The following is a 16921-nucleotide window of genomic DNA, read 5'->3' on the forward strand; positions in this document are numbered from 1 at the left end:
CGTGAGGTCGAAGGTACCGCGCCCCGGAGGGCCCCTCGGACCAGGTGCGGGCGCCACCCCGGCCACCGAGCGGCCCGTGCCGATCACCACCGGGCGCAGCCGCGGGGCAATCCCTCAGGGCGGCCTCGGGCCGGCCGGCAGTGGCCTCAGACGGACCCGGCGGAGGTCGGAGACGGCGTCGGCCGGCCGCCGGGGCGCGGGCGGGGGCTAGGAGTGTCCGAGTTCCGCCGTCGACTCGTCCTCCGTGACCGGCACGGACCCCGAGTCAGAGGCCGGGCGCAGCGGGAACGGGTCCACCCGGGTCTCGTCGATGACCGGCGGGGCCGGCTGCGGGGGGCGCGGCATGACGGCGGCCTCGGAGTGTCCGCCGCAGCCGTAGGCCAGGGAGACCACGCGGCCGTCGGCCGGGGAGAACTCGTTGGCGCAGACGCCGAAGGCCTGGCCCAGGGAGCCGCCGACGGGGACGAGGAAGCCGCAGCTGACGCAGGCGGCCGGGGCGGACTGGGCCATGGGGGTCTTGGGGCCGAACGCCTCCTCCCAGCGGTCGGCCGCGGTGTGCAGCCCGTAGCGGGACAGGACGCGGGCCCGGCGCATGCCCAGTTCCTCGGCGACCGCCGCGATGGAGCCGCGGGACGGCGTGACCGCCAGGCGGGACGGGGGCTCCTCGGTGACGTCGGCGTCCTCGGCCTCCACCAGGTCGGCCATCTCGTGGGAGACCGGGGAGTTCGGCGCGGGCTCGTCCTCGCCCGAGTAGCCGGGCTCCAGGCGCAGATCCTCGGCGTCCGTGGGCAGCAGGTCGCCCGGGCCCATGTCGCCGGGGCGCAGCCGCTCGCTCCACGGCACCCACTCGGGCGCGAGCACCGCGTCCGGGCCGGGCAGCAGCACCGCCTCGTCCACCGTGACGATCTTCGCGCGGGAGGCCCGGGCCACCGTCACGGCCCAGCGCCAGCCCCGGTAACCGAGCTCGCGGCAGGCGAAGAAGTGCGTGACGACACGGTCGCCCTCGGAGACCACGCCCACGTGCTCACCGACGATGCCCGGCGCGGCGGCCTCCTCGGCTGCGGCACGCGCGAGGTCGACGGCCTCGGCGCACAGACGGTCGGGGGTGCGGCTTCGCGTTGTCGCTGCGCTCACAGGTATCGCTTCTCTCCATACGCCGTCTCGAGTGCGCCACTCCCAGCGCCAAGGCGGGACGGAGCGGACCAGGGGACCGCGTCGACGTCCTTCATCCATTCTGCGGGATGGCTGAGATACGCACGCTACCCTTCCGCCCCACTTCGCGTACACCGACCGGTTCCATGAACGACAACCCGGACAGTCACCCCACAGGCCCTATACAAGCGGTAATGGCACTACCCATCGCGTTCTCGGGGCACTATGACGACGTGGCAGCCGCGAAGACGCCCCAGGGCGCCACCGGGACCGGTGGGTCGAAAGGGGTCAAGGGAAGCAGCCGACCGAGCGGACCGGGCCGTCCGGGCGGCCCCCTTCGCGCGCTCGGCCGCGCCCTGCACTTCCCGGTGACCGGCACCGCCCGCGGCATCCGCAAGGCCACCCACGCGCACGGCGCCGGGGAGTCCGGCCTCGGCAAACTGATCGAGCTGCACGGCGTGAACGGCGCCGGGGACGTCATGATCACCGTCGCCCTCGCCTCCACCGTCTTCTTCTCCGTCCCGACCGACGAGGCCCGCGGGCGCGTCGCGCTGTACCTCGCCATCACCATGGCGCCCTTCACGCTCCTCGCGCCGGTGATCGGACCCCTCCTCGACCGCATCCCGCACGGCCGCCGGGCCGCGATGGCCGGGGCGATGCTGGCCCGGGCGCTGCTCGCGCTGGTCCTGTCCGGCGCGGTCGTCAGCGGCAGCCTGCAGCTCTACCCGGCCGCGCTCGGCGTGCTCGTCGCCTCGAAGGCGTACGGCGTGGTCAGAAGCGCCGTCGTGCCGCGCCTGCTGCCACCGCGCTTCTCCCTGGTGAAGGCCAACTCGCGGGTCACCCTGGGCGGCCTCCTCGCCACCGGCATCGCCGCGCCCATCGGCGCCGGTCTGCAGCAGATCGGCCCGCGCTGGCCGCTCTACGGCGCCTTCGTGATCTTCGTGGCGGGCACGGTCCTGTCGTTCACGCTGCCGCCGAAGGTCGACTCCGCCAAGGGCGAGGACCGGGCGCTGCTCGCGGCGGACGAACAGCATCTGCACGGGCCGCACCGCAAGCCGGTCAAGCGCCCCGGGCTGCGCACGGTCGGCCCGGCCGTCACCCACGCCCTGGGCGCCAACGCCTCGATCCGCTGCCTCACCGGCTTTCTGATCTTCTTCCTCGCCTTCCTGCTGCGCGAGCACCCGATCTCCGGCCAGAGCGCCGCCGTCTCCCTGGGGATAGTCGGCGTCTCCGCGGGCGCGGGCAACGCGCTCGGCACGGCGGTCGGGGCGTGGCTGCGCTCCCGGGCGCCGGAGATCATCATCGTGACGGTCGTGGCGTGCGTGCTGGGCGCGGCGATCACGGCGGCGGTGTTCTTCAGCGCGGTCCTGGTCGCCGGCCTGGCGGCGATCGCCGGCTTCGCGCAGGCCCTGGCCAAGCTGTCCCTGGACGCGCTGATCCAGCGGGACGTGCCGGAACTGGTCCGCACCTCGGCCTTCGCCCGCTCCGAGACGCTGTTGCAGGTGTCCTGGGTGCTGGGCGGGGCGGTCGGCATCGCCATGCCGCTCAACGGCACGCTCGGGCTCGCGGTGGGGGCGGCGATCGTCGGCACCGGGTGGCTGACGACCGTGCGGGGGCTGGTCGGCTCGGCGCGGCGCGGGGGCTCGGGGCGGGCCCGGGTGGCGTAGCGGAACGAGGGGGTCCGGGCACGCCGTACCCCGCGTGGGCGGTCCGGCGGGCGGGCCCGATAGCCTTCGGCCATGAACACGTTGCAATCCGCTGTGCGACGCCGCCGCGCCGTCGCCGTCGCCGGTGTCGTATCCGCCGGACTGCTCGTCCTGTCGGCCTGTGACAAGCCGACGCCGATGGCCACGGTCACCGTGGGCAGCGACTCGGTGAACTCCGAGGCCACCTGTGGTGGTGAGGGCGACGCGCTGAAGCAGTCCGACCTCACGCAGTGCCTGAAGGACAAGGGCATCAAGAGCATCTCCGTCGACCCGGACGAGACCGTCCGCTTCGGCGTCGACCCGGAGATCGCCGACAAGGGCTGGACGATCCTGATGAACGGTCAGCCGCTGACCGACGCCAGCAAGAAGACGTACCGCACGATTCCGGGCAGCGTGTTCTTCAACGCCCAGTACGGCGCGCAGGGCAACTCCACGCTCGTCTCCATCAAGGAGGGCGACAAGGAGCCGTCGGGCCTGTGGAACTTCAAGCTGAAGAAGGACGCCTGATCGCTGCCGCCGGGCCCGGCCGGGTGCTGGTCGCCACCGCTGTTCCCGTGGAGCGGGACGCGGTGGCGGCGGGTCTTCCGGCTGCCCGTGCGGGTGGCGAGGCCCCGCTCGACGTGATCACCGTCGGCGTGGGCCCCGCGTCGGCCGCCGCCGCCACCACCGCCGCCCTCACCGCCGCCGCCCTGCGGGACCGGCCCTACGACCTGGTGGTGTCCGCCGGGATCGGGGGCGGGTTCCAGCCGGACGCGCCCGTGGGGTCGCTGGTCGTCGCCGACGAGGTCGTCGCGGCCGATCTGGGCGCCGAGACCGAGGACGGGTTCCTGCCGGTCACCGAGCTGGGGTTCGGTACCGTCCGGCACCGGCCGCCCGGGGAACTGGTGCGGCGGGTCGCCGAGGCCACCGGGGCCCGGGCCGGGGCCGTGCTCACCGTGTCCACCGTGACCGGGACGGCCGCCCGGGCCGCCGCGCTCCGTGAGCGGCACCCCACCGCGCTCGCCGAGGCCATGGAGGGTTTCGGGGTCGCCGAGGCCGCCGCCGCGCAGGGCGTGCCCGTGCTGGAGATCCGGGCGGTCTCCAATCCGGTCGGCCCCAGGGACCGGGACGCCTGGCGCATTCCCGACGCGCTGGCGGCCCTGACCGAGGCGTTCGGGAAGCTCGCGCCCGTACTGGAGGGTTGGAACCGGCATGACCGCTGAGCAGCTGCAGATCGCGTACTCCCCCTGCCCGAACGACACGTTCGTCTTCGACGCCCTGGCCCACGGCCGCGTCCCCGGCGCCCCCGCGCTGGACGTGACCTTCGCCGACATCGACCTCACCAACGGCATGGCCGAGCGCGGCGAGTACGACGTGCTGAAGGTGTCGTACGCCGTGCTGCCGTACGTGCTGGACGACTACGCCCTGCTGCCCTGCGGCGGCGCGCTGGGGCGGGGCTGCGGGCCGCTGGTGCTGACCCGGGAGGCGGACGCCGACCTCACCGGGCGGACCGTCGCCGTGCCGAGCGAGAAGTCCACGGCGTACCTGCTGTTCCGGCTGTGGGCCGCGGACACGCTGGAGGGCGGGGTCGGCGAGATCGTCGTCATGCCGTTCCACGAGATCATGCCGGCCGTGCGGGACGGGAAGGTCGACGCGGGGCTCGTGATCCACGAGGCGCGCTTCACCTACCGGAACTACGGGCTGCACAAGCTCGCCGACATGGGCGAGCACTGGGAGCACACCACCGGCCTGCCGATCCCGCTCGGCGCGATCATCGCCAAGCGGTCGCTGGGCGAGGAGCGGCTGCGGGGGCTCGCGGACGCGGTCCGGGCGTCCGTGCGGGCCGCCTGGGACGACCCCGAGGCGTCCCGGCCGTACGTGATGGAGCACGCCCAGGAGATGGACCCGGCCGTGGCCGACCAGCACATCGGGCTGTACGTCAACGAGTTCACCGCCGACCTCGGCGAGGACGGCTACGCCGCCGTACGCGGACTGCTCACCCGCGCGGCGGCCGAGGGGCTCGTACCGCCCCTCGGCCCGGACGCGCTGCGGTTCCCCTGAGGCTCAGACGTCCAGCTGGTCGGCGACCGCGCGGAGCAGGCCCGCGATCTTCTTGCCGGCGGTCTTCTCGGGGTAGCGGCCGCGCTCCAGCATCGGCGTGATGTTCTCCAGGAGCGTCGTCAGGTCCTGGACGATCGAGGCCAGCTCGTCGGGCTTCTTGCGGGTCGCCGCCGCGACGGACGGGGTCGGGTCCAGGATCGTCAGGGACAGCGCCTGGTCGCCGCGCTGTCCGGCCACGACCCCGAACTCCACGCGCTGTCCCGGCTTGAGCGTCTCGACTCCGGCGGGGAGGACCGAGGAATGGACGAAGACGTCACCGCCGTCGTCGCGGGAGAGAAAGCCGAAGCCCTTCTCGCTGTTGAACCACTTGACCTTGCCAGTCGGCAAAGCACACGCTCCCTCGATCGCTCCCGGACTGGCCGGACACCCTTGATCTGCCGTTGAGACAGCCTACCGGGGGTCTCTCCACCGGAACACGCCTTAAAACGACACTGAGCCCCTACCAGTGAAGGCAGAGGCTCAAAGTGGTGGGGGAAGCGTGAGGGCTAGCCAAGGTGCCGGTAGAGGGTGGCGCGGGAGACTCCGAGAGCCTTGGCAATGGCAGTGATGCTCTCCCCCATAGCCTTACGAGCCTTGGCAACAGTCAGCACGTCCTCAGTGATGACGGAGGGACGTCCACCGGTACGCCCCTGAGCCTTGGCCGCGTCGAGACCAGCGCGGGTGCGCTCAACAATCAAGGAACGCTCGAACTCCGCCATGGCTCCGATGACTTGGAGCATGAGCCGCCCATCAGGAGTGCTGGGGTCAATGTTGGCGAGAGCGCCCGTAAGCACCTTGAAGCCAATACCGCGCTCCCTCAGAGCGCACCGTGGTCACCAGGTCGATAAGGGAGCGGGCGAACCTGTCCAGCTTCCAGACACAGAGGGAGTCACCCTCTCGCATGTAGTCGAGAGCCTTACCGAGTTCGGGACGGTCGGTGTTCTTGCCAGAAGCCTTGTCTACGAAGATGCGGGAGCAGCCAGCAGCCTTGAGAGCCCTTGATGAGGAGACCTACAAGCACGGAACGGCACACGTGGAAGTGACCGTGAAGGACACAATCATGGAAAAGGACAAGAAGGCATGGTGCGGGATTGAGGCCAAGGGAAGTGACGTTGCCCCGCGTCTGGCCGTGTCAGCCAACCGTATGAAGCTGGAGATGGACAGGCGCAAGATGGGGGTAGCCGGAATCCCGGCTAGGGGGGGGTAGCCGGAAAACCGACCAGGGGGTAGCCGAGAAACCGGCTACAAACAATAAGAAAGAACTAGAAGAAGTAACAAGACGAATGGAAAAATCGCTGCACCTGGCGTAGCCAGGGACAGCGAATGATTACAGGGAGAGTAATTCACTAGACCAGGGGAAACCAAGGGATAGACAGATTTGGGGTATGCCCTGGTTGAGACTAATACCCGCCTTCGGCGGATTGGGTTTCCCTGGTTTGCTTGATTAGGAATCCCCCGACTTCTCTATTGGCATTCCTCTGGTAATGGAATATCTCAGCCGGCTGGGGTACATTAATTCCCTTAGGAATGTCATTGAATAAGGCTACTGAATGGCAATTCCAAAGGAATTCCAGCCGTGACACCAAGGAAAGTGGGTAGTTCACGGGGTATCTCGACCAGATAGAGTTACTCCTGTTGGACACCACCAACTAAGGGAGCCAGTACCTCCAAGTTTGGAGATACCGGCTCCACGCCACTCTAGTTACTACTCTGGATAGTGCATGTTCATGTACCTATCCCGCTTAACAACCATGGTTCCTGCCTTGTACAGGCGCAGGATGAGAGCCTTCCTCCCTACCTGGTTCACCGCTTCCTCAATCGCCAGAATCTCGGCAGTCTTGCCGTTCCAGAGCCTCAGATGGTCACCCGCCTTCAACTTCCTCGCTGGCTTACGCGTTGGTCTGTTGATGTTGTTTACCTCCCTTCCTCAACTTCCCTTCTATCTTCTCACGCACCACTGACAAACAGACATGAGTCATTCCGCTTACCTGTGGCCGGGGCCGACGATTGCGGTCGACAGTGTTTCGTGAGCTGACCACAGGGGTAGGACCGGGACTCTGATCACGTGGGGGCTCTATGGATTCACAACTAATTGCTGCCCTGCTCGGAGGTACAGGCGTAGCTACGGGTGGACTTATAGCTGGTGCGTTCAGCCTCCTGAAGGGGAGGCAGGAGAACGCTACTCAGGAGCGTAAGCACCTCCTTGAGGAACGGTCACGGCATCGTGACGTACGGCGGGATATCTACGCTCAGTTCCTCAAAAAGGCAGGCCAGGTTTCTGAGCTGGAAGCTAAGAGGCTTCACGACACAGATTCCCGAGTCACCATGAGGCACCACTCATCAAGCGGCACCCGCGAAGATAGGGAATTTACAGATCAGTACGCTGCCCCTCTGAAAGACGCTATGGGAGAACTGATTGGGCTTGCTTTCCTTGTGGAGCTGAAAGGACCCGTATCGCTTGTCCCGCTCGCGCAATCTGTGGTGGTAGTTCACAAAGAAGTGCAGGACGTAATTCAGAGGAACCGAGCCGAGCATGGCCCGGGAGTCGGAGAGGCGTACAGCCAGGAGCTACAGGACGCAGAAACAGCCAGGGTGAATATTGAACGAGAATTCATCCAGGCTGCACGTTCTACGCTGCAAACGGATATAGAAGCCAGATGACAGAGGGCCCTTGGACCCTGGCTTGAGGAACATCTGCGCTTGGGCATGAGAGAGCCCCCAGACAAGGCGTCCAGGGGCTCTCTGAGGGCTTGGGCTACTCCCCCGGCTCCTCGTACGCCGGGAGCCTCTGTGCACGGCTCTCAGCGATGTTCAGAACGTCTGTCAGGCTCTCGATGAGCCGTCCGGCGATCCAGCGCAGCTCATCCGCTGTCAGCTTGGCTTCCTCCCCCACCATCGGCCGCGCCAACTCCACGATCACGGCTGCTGATTCGATCTGCTGAGTCTCGATCTTGTCTGCCAGGAGAGACAGGGGTGTGGGAGTGCCGTCCGTGACGAGATGCGCTGGCTTCCCTTCCGGCCCCTTCCAGGGCACCAGCCGGACATGACTAGGCTGGCTCACTGTCATCAGCTCCTCATAGCTGGTGGCCATGCCCCCGGACCGTTCGCCCGGTCGCGGGGGTCCTTCCGGAGCTGAGGATACGCGCATACGCGTATACGCGGTCGCGTGAATGCGCGTACTCACGGATGCTCGGTCCCATGGATCTTGACCGCAGCAAGCCCGTATGGCCCCAGGTTGCTGCCGAGCTACGCCGACGACTGGACGCCGGTACGTACGCCCCTGGCGAGAGGTTCCCTGCCGTGGTCGACCTTGCTGCGGAGTTGGACGTGGCTCCGTCGACCGTGCAGAAAGCCGTAGCGGCTCTCAGGGAAGAGGGGCGGCTCTATACCGTCCTGGGACAAGGATCGTTCGTCTCCAAGCCATAGAAAGCCGTACAGAGGTTCTGAGGACGGTTCTCGGCTACTGCCCCTCCCCTAAGAGACCCTAGGCACGCGAAAGACCGGACCACCCCGAATTGATATTCAATTGTTAAAGATAGGGGGGCGAATTCATAAACAATTCCATAAAAGAATAAGGCCCCACCATTTGGCAGGGCCTTTCTTTATGCCTCTCTTTATCGAGCGAACCCCAATGCCTTCCATCGGTATTCTTCGGTGACGTTATGACTAATCACCATTCTAGTCATCTTGCCTTTCTTTCCAGGGCGGGTAAGGGCAAGCTCATTAGCCATGGTCTGGATATCTCCCAGATCCATAACCATTCCCCTTTCGTTTTCATCCGCCCCCTTATCCCAAGCCCAGATCTTTACGCCATAGGTGCGGAGGAATTCCCTACGGTCTTCCTGGTCTTTGGACCCCCAGACTTCCCCGTACTTCTTACCCGTGGCTTTCAGTGTGGGGTTAGCCCTTTCCTCTTCCTGCTTAGCGAGTAGCGCGACCTTTGCCGACAGCCCTTTATGCATACGCCGGTAGGACTCTTCCTGTCCCTCCCCGTCGTACTCACCTGCCAGGAAGTCAGCTTCCAGCTTTTCCAGGCGTGCCCTAGCTGACTGGAGTTTCCTTGCCTGAGAGGGTCCCTTACCGGCTCGCTCGTACATGTCCCACGTGCCTACGCTCCCGCGAATCTCCTGGTCAACCCACGTATCGAGCACGTCAGCACGGACGTAAAGACCGACAGTGCAACCACCGCCCTTGAACTTGTTGGAGCAGCGGTAATACCTGTGTCCGGGAATCCTTTCTCCGTCTTTCCTGGTGTGGCCGGAATTCAGAAGGGAAGTAACCGGCGCTCCACAATTGCCACACCGGGCAATACCGGCAAGCAGGCTCTTTCCACCGGTGCGGCTTTCCGTTCCTACAGGCTTGGGAGCCGGTTTGATTCTGTCGACCAGGTCTGTCCATTCATCCATAGAAGCCAAAGGCTTTTCAGGAAGAATCACCGGCTCTCCCTGGTCGTCTAGAACGGCCTCCCCTTTGTACGTGTAGATACCGGGAACCCAAGAGGAGCGGATGAACTTATTGATGATGGTCGACTGCCATTGCGTTCCCTTGGTTGCCTCCCCCTTCAATTTCCTGAGGTGGTCTCCCCATGTGAGTACGCCACGCGCATTGAAGTCTCGGGCGATCCTGTGTGTGGACTGTCCCTCACGGACACGAGTGAAGATCTCTTCCACGTAAGGATAGAAGTCCTGGTCAATCTCCAAAACCTTCCTCTTGCCGCCCTCTACGGCCTTGATGCGGTAGCCGGTAGGCGGAGCGCCCGTAAGCCAGGAACGGTTCTCTAGGCGGCTCTGTACGCCGTTGAGGATGCGTGCCTGAATGGTGTCCCACTCAGCCTCAGCGAATACGGCAGTCATGCGAGCCATCATCTTTCCCTGAGGGGTGCTCAGGTCGAACCCCTCTTCAACACAGACGATGAACTTGCCGTGTTCCTGTGCCCACTCCAAGAGTTCGTTGAAGTGCATCGAGCGACGCGTAAGCCTGTCCATCTTGGCTGCAATGATCACGTCGAACTCATCAGCCTTGGACGTGAGCCAGCGTCCAAGCTTCGGACGCTTGAAGGGGCTCATCGAGCCGGATACGTCCGTGTCCTCTGCCTCCCCCACCAGGACGCCGGACAGGTGAGGAGAGCTGACGTGGTGTCGGATCACGCCACGTTGCCACTCGATGGACGTAGAGCCGTCCGAGTCGGCAGACAGGCGGAGACAGGCGAGGTAGCGCAGACCAGGTGGCATGAGGGGAGGCTAGCGGAGTCTGTGTGCCTAGGTAACCGGCTTGCTTGTGCTTCTGAAACGGCTCTTGATAGCACTCGGGCGGGTCGTACGACCCGCCGGTACCAAGGCTAATGCTCTTACAGCCGGTGACAAGACGTCACCGGGTTGTTCCTTCGCGCTGGGAACTACCCTGGTCGGGTGCGTGACAAAACCCAAACGAATTCCGCCGCGCCCGGTGACCGTCTGGTCCGTGCCGGAGCCGTCGTCTTCTTCATCGGTGCCGTGGCCACACTGGTCACGGTCGCCCCGCTGTTCCTCGGAACGACGCCCTTTCCGACGTACATGTTCGGATTGAGCATGCTCATGGCGGTCGGATTCCTGATGGCCGGTGCGGGAGTACTGCGTTCCGTCTCGGCCGGCCGGCGTCAGGCGCGCGCGGGACGGTAGTCCGAAAGCCACCCGGGGAATTCGCTCAGGCCGGTGAGGACGACGTCCGCGCCCGCCGCGCGCAGTTCCTCCGGGGAGCAGGGGCCGGTCGCCACGGCGACGGAGAGCGCGCCGGCCGTACGGGCCCCGCGGACGTCCCCGACGTGGTCGCCGACGTAGACGGCCGCGCCGTGCTCGCGCAGGGCCTCCGCCTTCTGCTCGGCCCACAGGTCGCCGATGACCGCGTCGGGCTCCAGGCCCAGGTGGGCGAGGTGCAGCTTGGCGTTGGGCTCGTACTTGGCGGTGACGACGATCGCGCGCCCGCCGGCCTCCCGGACCGCGGCGACGGCCTCCCGGGCCCCCTCCAGCGCCGGGGTCGCCTCGATGGCGATCGTCGGGTACATCGCCCGGTACAGGTCCGCCACGGCCGCCACCTCCTCGGCCGGGAACCAGTTGACCAACTCCTCGGCCAGCGGCGGCCCGAGCCGGGTGACCGCCAGATCGGCGTCGATGTACGTCCCCGTCCGCTCGGACAGCGCCAGGTAGCAGGCGCGGATGCCGGGACGGGAGTCGATGAGGGTCATGTCGAGGTCGAAGCCGACGGTGAATGCCATATGGGCCATTGTGCCCAGCCGGTCCGCACGGCAGACGCGCGCCCGGGGCGGCCGGCGGCGGCGCGCTAGCGGCGGCGCTGCGAACGCCAGACCAGGAACAGGGCCGACGTCACCGCCGCGCCCCGCACCACCCAGGGCCATGTCTGCGCCACCGCGTCGTTCATCGCGCCCTCGGCGATCGGCTCGCCCCAGCGGTCGTTCATCCGTCCCCACAGCCACACCAGGCCCGCCACCACCGCCGTACTGGGCAGGATCACCACCGCCCACTTCGTCTCCGCCGGGGTCAACCGGCGTGAGGCGTAGGCGATGAGCCAGCCGAGGAGGAGCACGAACCAGTTGCCGAGGACGGCGCCCGCGACGAGGAGGCCGGCCGCGATCAGGAGCAGGGGGTTGCTCCAGTTCCCGGCGGCGGGCAGCCCCGGGAGGAGACGGCGGCCCTTCTTCCCGGTCTCCTCCACCGGCTCGGCCGCCTCGACGGCGGGGGCCGGTTCCTGCTTCTCCGGCTCGGCCTTCCGCTGCGGCGGCGGCTTCAGCAAATCCGGCAGCTCCACCCCGCCCACGAAGCCCGGCACCTCGTCGCCCACGCCGAAGGGGCTGCTGTCGACCCGCCACCAGTCCGGCTGGAGCGCGCTGTCCCCGAGCTCGTGCCCGGCGGCCAGGTGCGGCGGGGCCGGGCCGTCGAAGGGCGCGGGCTGCGCCTGCTCGGCGGGCCGCGCCGGGCGGGGCCGCGGCACGACGCGCCGCACCCCCTTGGCCCGCTCCCGCCCCTGCGGTTCGCGGTCGGGCTGCACGGGCACGGCGGCGGGGGCGGCGCCCGGCTCGCGCCCGTCCGCCGCGGCGGCCACGACATCGTCGGGGCTGCCCAGACGGGTCAGGATGCGGCGGACGGCGGCGGGCGAGTCGACGGTGGCCCTGGCGCGGCGCCGGTCGATCTCGTTGCGCAGGTCCGCGACCAGGCGCATGCGGGTGGCCGACGACAACTGCTGCTGCTGGGCCACGTCGCCGACGCGGCTCAGATACTCGTAAACGACCTGGTCGCTCTCAATCCCCACGAAGTCCCCTCCGGGGCGGGTGCGTTGCGTGACGCCGTCGGACGACGGTACCGCGCGGACCGGCGGGGCTTCCAAAAGCACGGGGGGTGTCCGGGTGCGAGGCCGCGCACAGTCGGCCCGGCCGCCGGAGGCGACCCGCTACCGTGGACCGGATGAGCACCGAGGACAGGCCTGTGGCCCCCCGCTCCCTCGCGGAAGCGCTCCGCGCGCGGGGCGACGCCGCGCTGGGCGCGCTCCTGCGCAGCCGACCGGACCTCATCACGCCCGTGCCCACCGACCTCACGCAGCTCGCGACCCGCGCCGGCACCCGCGCCTCGGTAGTGCGGGCCCTGGAGCGGCTGGACCGCTTCACGCTGCAGACGGCGGAGGCGCTGGCCGTGGCGGCGGACCCGGCGGCCTACGACGAACTGCTCGGGCTCATGGCGGGCGACGCGGCCGACCCGGCAGTGGTGGCCGCCCTGCCGCACGCCCTGGACACGCTGCGCGAGCAGGCCCTGGTGTGGGGCGGCGACGACCGGCTGCGGCTGGTGCGCACGGCCCGTGAGCTGCTGGCACCCTCGCCGCAGCACCCCTCGCCGACGGGGCTGGGACCCACCGTGCAGGAGGCCACCGCGGGGATGTCCCCGGGGCGGATCCAGGAGATCGTCACGACGGCCGGGCTGCCCTCCACGCACGACTCGGTCTCGGCGGTGACCGCCCTGGCGGGGCTGTTCGGCGACCGCCGGCGGATGGCGGCCCTGCTCGCACAGGCCCCGGCCGACTCCCTGGAGGTGCTGGAGCGGCTGGTGTGGGGACCGCCGTACGGGCAGGTCACGGCCGATCCGGCGCCCCGGCTGCGCTGGCTGCTGGACCGCGGGCTGCTGCTGCCGACGGCGCCCGGGACGGTCGTGCTGCCGCGCGAGGTGGCGCTGCACCTGCGGCGGGGGCTGGCGCACCGGGCGCCCGAGCCGGTGCCGCCGGCGGTGGAGGCGGCCGCGGTACACCGTCCACAGGTTGTGGACAGCACGGCGGCCGGGCAGGCGTACACCGCGCTCGCGACCGTCGAGGAGCTGCTGAAGGACTGGGACGAGGGCGGCCCGGCGGTGCTGCGGGCCGGGGGCCTGAGCGTGCGGGACCTGAAGCGGACCGCCGTCGCCCTGGACGTGCCGGAGCCGGTCGCCGCGTTCTGGGTGGAGCTGGCGTACGCGGCGGGCCTGATCGCCTCGGACGGGGAGGCCGACGAGCGGTACGCGGCCACCCCGGCCTACGACGAGTGGCGCGAGCAGCCCCCCGCCGAGCGCTGGTCGGTGCTGGTCACGGCGTGGCTCGCGGCGACCCGGACGGCCGGCCTGGTCGGCGGGCGGGACGCCAAGGACCGGACGCTGTCGGCGCTCGGGCCGGGCCTGGACCGCTCGGCGGCGCCCGAGGTGCGCCACCGGGTGCTGGCCCTGCTGGCCGCCCTGCCGGAGGGGGCCGCGCCGGACCCCGAGTCGGTGCTGGCCCGGCTGCGCTGGGAGCGCCCGCTGCGCGGTGCCCGGCCCGAGGACGACCTGCGCGGCCGGCTCGCCCGCTGGACGCTGTCCGAGGCGGAGCTGCTGGGCGTCACCGGCCGGGGCGCGCTGTCGGCCCACGGCCGGGCCCTGCTGGGCGCGCCCGCGGCCGTGCCGAAGGACCGGCCGGCCGAGTCCTCCGGCCCCGGGGACAAGCTGCCCGTCCACCACCACCGCCCCGCCCCGCTGACGCCCCTGTCCCCCGCCGAGCAGGCCGTCGCCTCCGCGGCGGCGGCCCGGGTCCTCGCACCGCTGCTGCCCGAGCCGCTGGACCACGTGCTGCTGCAGGCCGACCTCACGGCGGTGGCGCCCGGGCCGCTGGAGCGGCCGCTCGCCGACATGCTGGGCGTGCTGGCGGACGTCGAGTCCAAGGGCGGGGCCACCGTCTACCGGTTCACGCCCGGGTCGGTGCGGCGCGCCCTCGACTCCGGACAGACCGCCTCCGACCTGCACGCCTTCCTCGCGGCCCACTCCCGTACGCCGGTGCCGCAGCCGCTGTCGTACCTGATCGACGACGTGGCCCGCAGACACGGGCAGTTGCGCGTGGGCGCGGCCTCGGCGTACGTGCGCTGCGACGACGACGCGATGCTCGGCGAGATCCTCGCCGACAAGCGGGCCGCCGGTCTTGGGCTGCGCCGGCTCGCGCCGACCGTGCTGGCCGCGCAGGCCGACCCGGCGGGTCTCCTGGAGGGCTTGCGGGCGATGGGGTTCGCGCCGGCCGCCGAGTCCGCCGAGGGCGACGTGCTGATCACCCGCGCCCTGGCCCGCCGCACCCCGCCGCGCTCCGCGCCCGAGCCGGTCCCGGACGGCCCGCCCGTGCCCGACGACACCCTCCTCGCGGCGGCCCTGCGCGCCATCCGCGCGGGCGACCTCGCCTCCACCACGCCGCGCAAGCCCGGCACGGCCCCGGCCGCCGACGGGGAGCTGCCGCGCACCGGCTCCGCCGAGACCCTCGCCACCATGCAGGCCGCCGTCCTGACCGGCGAGGCCCTGTGGATCGGCTACGTCAACGCCGAGGGCGCCGCCAGCCAGCGGGTCATCGCCCCGATCCGCGTCGAGGGTGGTTTCGTCACGGCGTACGACCACACCGCGGACGAGGTCCGTACGTTTCCGCTGCACCGGATCACCGGGGTGGCGGAGCTGGCGGACGACGCGGGCTGACGGCGCCGCGCCGGGCCTCTCACCCGTTCGGGTGCACGCCGGCGTTCATGCACGCCACGCCGGGGATGTCCCACCCTCGGGCGACCTTCCCGGGCCTGTCGCATCACGCGGGGTGCCCGGGGGCAGCCACGGGGTGTCCCTGTGAGCGCTGTCGAAAGGAACTTCCCGCATGCGCGCTGTTCGTCGAGTCGCCGCCGTCCTGGCCACCGCCGCCCTGATGACGTTCGGAGGGCTGGCCACCCCGGCCGCCGCGGTGAGCATCGATGTCGCCGGTCTGGTCCTGGAGACGCCGCAGATCTGATCGCCCGTCCGCGCGTTCACGGGCCGGCCCCGCGCCCGCGGGCCGGCCCGCGGCGACCGCGCCCGCCGTCGCCATCGCTGTCGCCGTCGCTGTCCTTGTCGCTGTCGCCGTCGCCGTCGCCGTCGCCGTCGCCGGGAAAGGTCCCGTCCGTCGTCTCCAGAAAGGCCCTGTCGTCCGCATGCGTGAAAAGCTGCCCGCCGTCGCCCTCGCCGCCGTCGCCCTCGTGGGCGCGCTCGCGTCCCCCGCCGCGGCGGCCGGGGCGCTGCCGCTGCCGCTGCCTGCCGCCGGTCCCGAGTCGCTGGTCACCGAGCCGCTGGTGACCGAGGGGGTCACCATCGAGGGTCCGCTGGTCCAGAACGTCAGTCTGCCCACGCTGCGCTAGCGCGCCGCGTCCGGTAGCTCTCGCCGTCCAGCCGCACCACCTCGGCGTGGTGGGCGAGGCGGTCCGTCAGCGCCGGGGCGGACGCGCCGAAGACCTCGTTCCAGCGGCCGAGGGGGCGGTCGCTGGTGACGATCAGGGAGGCCCGCTCGTAGCGGTGGGCGACCAGCTGGAAGAAGAGCCCGGCGGTGTCCGGGTCGAAGGGCGTGTAGCCGACCTCGTCGACGATCAGGAGGGGGTGTTCGTCGAGCGCGGCCAGCTCCGCGTCGAGCCGTCCGGCGGCCCGGGCGTCGGTCAGCCGGGCGGCCCACTCGGCGGCGGTGGCGAACAGCACCCGGTGCCCGGCCTGGCAGGCCCGTACGCCCAGGGCGACGGCCAGGTGGGTCTTGCCGGTGCCGGGCGGGCCGACGAACACCACGTTGCGCCGGGCGGCGACGAACTCCGCCTTGCCGAGCCGGGCGACGGTCTCCCGGTCGAAGCCCCGCGGGTGCCGCTCGTCGAAGTCCTCCAACAGCTTGCGGGCGGGGAAGCCGGCGGCCCGGATCCGGGCCTCCGCCTCACCGTCCGGGTCCGGCTGCCGGGGCACCGCGGGCGCGTCCGTGACGGCCTCGGGCCGGGGCTCGGGGGTGTGCTCGGTCCTGGGGCGCTCCACCGGCGGCCGGGCGGCGTGCGCGCGGTCGCCGTGCGCGGCCATCGGCCCGGACATGTACGCGAGGATCGCCGCCGAGAAGATGAACGCCATATGGATCACCGTCCCCCACAGCAGGGCGTGCTGCGAGGTGTGGTGGACGTCCACGAACATCTGGAGCAGATGGACCGAGGAGATGCCCACGATCGCCGTGGCGAGCTTGACCTTCAGCACGTTGGAGTTGACGTGCGAGAGCCATTCGGGCTGGTCACGGTGGCCCTGGAGGCCGATGCGGGAGACGAACGTCTCGTAGCCGCCGACGATCACCATGATCAGCAGGTTGGCGATCATGACGACGTCGACCAGCTTCAGCACGGCGAGCATGACGTAGGTCTCGGTGGCGTGGCCGCCCACGCACATGAGGATTAAGGTCCACAGCTCCTTGAAGAACTTGTAGACGTAGACGCCCTGGGCGGCCACGAGCCCGAAGTACAGCGGGGCCTGGAGCCAGCGGGTGGCGAACAGGGCGTATCCGAGCGTGGTGGTCGGGGGGTTCTGCACCCGCGCCATTCTTCGGGGCCGCGCCGGAAAAACTGAATTCACACCACACGTTGGGATGAATAGGCATTCAGTACGACCGCAGTCGCTTCCGGGACGCCCACGTCACACCCCCGCACGCCGACG

General features: G+C 69.6%; 19 protein-coding genes. 10 read left to right on the forward strand and 9 right to left on the reverse strand.

The genetic code is table 11. The features are described from left to right. Positions 1-207 precede the first annotated feature (207 nt). Entirely contained in the window at positions 208-1134 is a 927-nt protein-coding gene (locus CHR28_RS22905) for a DUF3027 domain-containing protein (protein WP_094055569.1), read from the reverse strand. A 251-nt stretch (positions 1135-1385) separates the two neighbouring features. On the opposite strand from CHR28_RS22905, the gene CHR28_RS22910 reads away from it, so the two are divergent. The 4 genes from CHR28_RS22910 to CHR28_RS22925 all read left to right on the forward strand — a co-directional run bounded on the left by CHR28_RS22910 (position 1386) and on the right by CHR28_RS22925 (position 4898). Beyond that, positions 1386-2819 carry an MFS transporter gene (locus CHR28_RS22910; protein WP_094055714.1) on the forward strand — a complete coding sequence of 478 codons (1434 nt, stop codon included), beginning with the start codon at positions 1386-1388 and terminating at the stop codon, positions 2817-2819. 72 nt (positions 2820-2891) lie between these two features. Next, the gene (locus CHR28_RS22915) at positions 2892-3365 is read left to right on the forward strand and encodes a DUF2771 domain-containing protein (protein WP_179272532.1); all 474 of its coding nucleotides are present in this window, start codon (positions 2892-2894) and stop codon (positions 3363-3365) included. Continuing rightward, positions 3335-4060, forward strand: coding sequence for a futalosine hydrolase (locus CHR28_RS22920; protein WP_094055571.1), 726 nt, complete (start codon positions 3335-3337; stop codon positions 4058-4060). The genes CHR28_RS22915 and CHR28_RS22920 overlap by 31 nt, the downstream gene beginning before the upstream one ends. Then, positions 4050-4898, forward strand: a complete 849-nt coding sequence (locus CHR28_RS22925) for a 1,4-dihydroxy-6-naphthoate synthase (RefSeq protein WP_094055572.1) — start codon at positions 4050-4052, stop codon at positions 4896-4898. Before CHR28_RS22920 ends, CHR28_RS22925 begins: the two co-directional genes overlap by 11 nt. A 3-nt stretch (positions 4899-4901) precedes the next feature. Here the strand turns inward: CHR28_RS22925 and CHR28_RS38820 are convergent, their stop codons facing one another. From CHR28_RS38820 to CHR28_RS38470, 3 genes are all read right to left on the reverse strand, one after another. After that, complete coding sequence (locus CHR28_RS38820) at positions 4902-5285, reverse strand: cold-shock protein (RefSeq protein ID WP_010035896.1); 384 nt, start codon at positions 5283-5285, stop codon at positions 4902-4904. Between the two features lie 158 nt (positions 5286-5443). Beyond that, positions 5444-5731 (reverse strand): recombinase family protein, encoded by a 288-nt coding sequence (locus CHR28_RS38465; protein ID WP_256984349.1) that lies wholly within the window; start codon positions 5729-5731, stop codon positions 5444-5446. Next, the gene (locus CHR28_RS38470; protein ID WP_256984372.1) at positions 5703-5906 is read right to left on the reverse strand and encodes a recombinase family protein; all 204 of its coding nucleotides are present in this window, start codon (positions 5904-5906) and stop codon (positions 5703-5705) included. Before CHR28_RS38470 ends, CHR28_RS38465 begins: the two co-directional genes overlap by 29 nt. A 1107-nt stretch (positions 5907-7013) precedes the next feature. Between CHR28_RS38470 and CHR28_RS37520 the strand changes: the two genes are divergently transcribed. After that, positions 7014-7598, forward strand: a complete 585-nt coding sequence (locus tag CHR28_RS37520) for a hypothetical protein (protein ID WP_143655877.1) — start codon at positions 7014-7016, stop codon at positions 7596-7598. Positions 7599-7692: 94 nt separating this feature from the next. Here CHR28_RS37520 and CHR28_RS22940 read toward each other — a convergent pair whose 3' ends face one another. Beyond that, a complete protein-coding gene (locus CHR28_RS22940; RefSeq protein WP_256984350.1) occupies positions 7693-8028 on the reverse strand; it encodes a hypothetical protein in 336 nt (111 codons plus the stop codon). 107 nt (positions 8029-8135) lie between these two features. Between CHR28_RS22940 and CHR28_RS22945 the strand changes: the two genes are divergently transcribed. Continuing rightward, positions 8136-8363 carry a GntR family transcriptional regulator gene (locus tag CHR28_RS22945; RefSeq protein WP_094055716.1) on the forward strand — a complete coding sequence of 76 codons (228 nt, stop codon included), beginning with the start codon at positions 8136-8138 and terminating at the stop codon, positions 8361-8363. A gap of 188 nt (positions 8364-8551) precedes the next feature. Here CHR28_RS22945 and CHR28_RS22950 read toward each other — a convergent pair whose 3' ends face one another. After that, positions 8552-10168 carry a recombinase family protein gene (locus CHR28_RS22950; protein WP_094055573.1) on the reverse strand — a complete coding sequence of 539 codons (1617 nt, stop codon included), beginning with the start codon at positions 10166-10168 and terminating at the stop codon, positions 8552-8554. A 177-nt stretch (positions 10169-10345) separates the two neighbouring features. Between CHR28_RS22950 and CHR28_RS38475 the strand changes: the two genes are divergently transcribed. After that, the gene (locus tag CHR28_RS38475; RefSeq protein WP_094055574.1) at positions 10346-10594 is read left to right on the forward strand and encodes a hypothetical protein; all 249 of its coding nucleotides are present in this window, start codon (positions 10346-10348) and stop codon (positions 10592-10594) included. Here CHR28_RS38475 and CHR28_RS22960 read toward each other — a convergent pair. Together CHR28_RS22960 and CHR28_RS22965 are read right to left on the reverse strand one after the other, a co-directional pair. Further along, on the reverse strand, positions 10573-11196 hold the full coding sequence (locus CHR28_RS22960; RefSeq protein WP_094055575.1) for an HAD family hydrolase: 624 nt from the start codon (positions 11194-11196) through the stop codon (positions 10573-10575). The two genes, CHR28_RS38475 and CHR28_RS22960, sit on opposite strands and share 22 nt — an antisense overlap. A 56-nt stretch (positions 11197-11252) precedes the next feature. Further along, positions 11253-12239, reverse strand: coding sequence for a hypothetical protein (locus CHR28_RS22965; protein ID WP_094055576.1), 987 nt, complete (start codon positions 12237-12239; stop codon positions 11253-11255). A gap of 152 nt (positions 12240-12391) precedes the next feature. On the opposite strand from CHR28_RS22965, the gene CHR28_RS22970 reads away from it, so the two are divergent. The 3 genes from CHR28_RS22970 to CHR28_RS22975 all read left to right on the forward strand — a co-directional run bounded on the left by CHR28_RS22970 (position 12392) and on the right by CHR28_RS22975 (position 15612). Continuing rightward, on the forward strand, positions 12392-14929 hold the full coding sequence (locus tag CHR28_RS22970) for a helicase C-terminal domain-containing protein (protein WP_094055577.1): 2538 nt from the start codon (positions 12392-12394) through the stop codon (positions 14927-14929). Between the two features lie 169 nt (positions 14930-15098). Then, positions 15099-15230: a hypothetical protein gene (locus tag CHR28_RS38480; RefSeq protein ID WP_256984351.1), complete on the forward strand. Its 132-nt coding sequence runs from the start codon at positions 15099-15101 to the stop codon at positions 15228-15230. Positions 15231-15408: 178 nt separating this feature from the next. Continuing rightward, positions 15409-15612, forward strand: a complete 204-nt coding sequence (locus tag CHR28_RS22975) for a hypothetical protein (RefSeq protein WP_094055578.1) — start codon at positions 15409-15411, stop codon at positions 15610-15612. Here CHR28_RS22975 and istB read toward each other — a convergent pair. After that, positions 15590-16807 (reverse strand): IS21-like element helper ATPase IstB, encoded by a 1218-nt coding sequence (gene istB / locus CHR28_RS22980; RefSeq protein WP_094055579.1) that lies wholly within the window; start codon positions 16805-16807, stop codon positions 15590-15592. The genes CHR28_RS22975 and istB overlap by 23 nt on opposite strands. Between the last annotated feature and the right edge of the window lie 114 nt (positions 16808-16921).

Origin of the sequence: Streptomyces sp. XY006, from assembly GCF_002237655.1 — a bacterium.
Classification (GTDB): domain Bacteria; phylum Actinomycetota; class Actinomycetes; order Streptomycetales; family Streptomycetaceae; genus Streptomyces; species Streptomyces levis.

Excerpts from the sequence above, each read along its gene's own strand:
- CHR28_RS22915 (WP_179272532.1), top strand. The coding sequence starts at position 2,892 with ATGAACACGTTGCAATCCGCTGTGCGACGCCGCCGCGCCGTCGCCGTC.
- CHR28_RS22925 (WP_094055572.1), top strand. The coding sequence starts at position 4,050 with ATGACCGCTGAGCAGCTGCAGATCGCGTACTCCCCCTGCCCGAACGAC.
- CHR28_RS37520 (WP_143655877.1), top strand. The coding sequence starts at position 7,014 with ATGGATTCACAACTAATTGCTGCCCTGCTCGGAGGTACAGGCGTAGCT.
- CHR28_RS22940 (WP_256984350.1), bottom strand. The coding sequence starts at position 8,028 with ATGGCCACCAGCTATGAGGAGCTGATGACAGTGAGCCAGCCTAGTCAT.
- CHR28_RS22945 (WP_094055716.1), top strand. The coding sequence starts at position 8,136 with ATGGATCTTGACCGCAGCAAGCCCGTATGGCCCCAGGTTGCTGCCGAG.
- CHR28_RS22950 (WP_094055573.1), bottom strand. The coding sequence starts at position 10,168 with ATGCCACCTGGTCTGCGCTACCTCGCCTGTCTCCGCCTGTCTGCCGAC.
- CHR28_RS22960 (WP_094055575.1), bottom strand. The coding sequence starts at position 11,196 with ATGGCCCATATGGCATTCACCGTCGGCTTCGACCTCGACATGACCCTC.
- CHR28_RS22970 (WP_094055577.1), top strand. The coding sequence starts at position 12,392 with ATGAGCACCGAGGACAGGCCTGTGGCCCCCCGCTCCCTCGCGGAAGCG.
- CHR28_RS38480 (WP_256984351.1), top strand. The coding sequence starts at position 15,099 with ATGCGCGCTGTTCGTCGAGTCGCCGCCGTCCTGGCCACCGCCGCCCTG.
- CHR28_RS22975 (WP_094055578.1), top strand. The coding sequence starts at position 15,409 with ATGCGTGAAAAGCTGCCCGCCGTCGCCCTCGCCGCCGTCGCCCTCGTG.
- istB (WP_094055579.1), bottom strand. The coding sequence starts at position 16,807 with ATGGCGCGGGTGCAGAACCCCCCGACCACCACGCTCGGATACGCCCTG.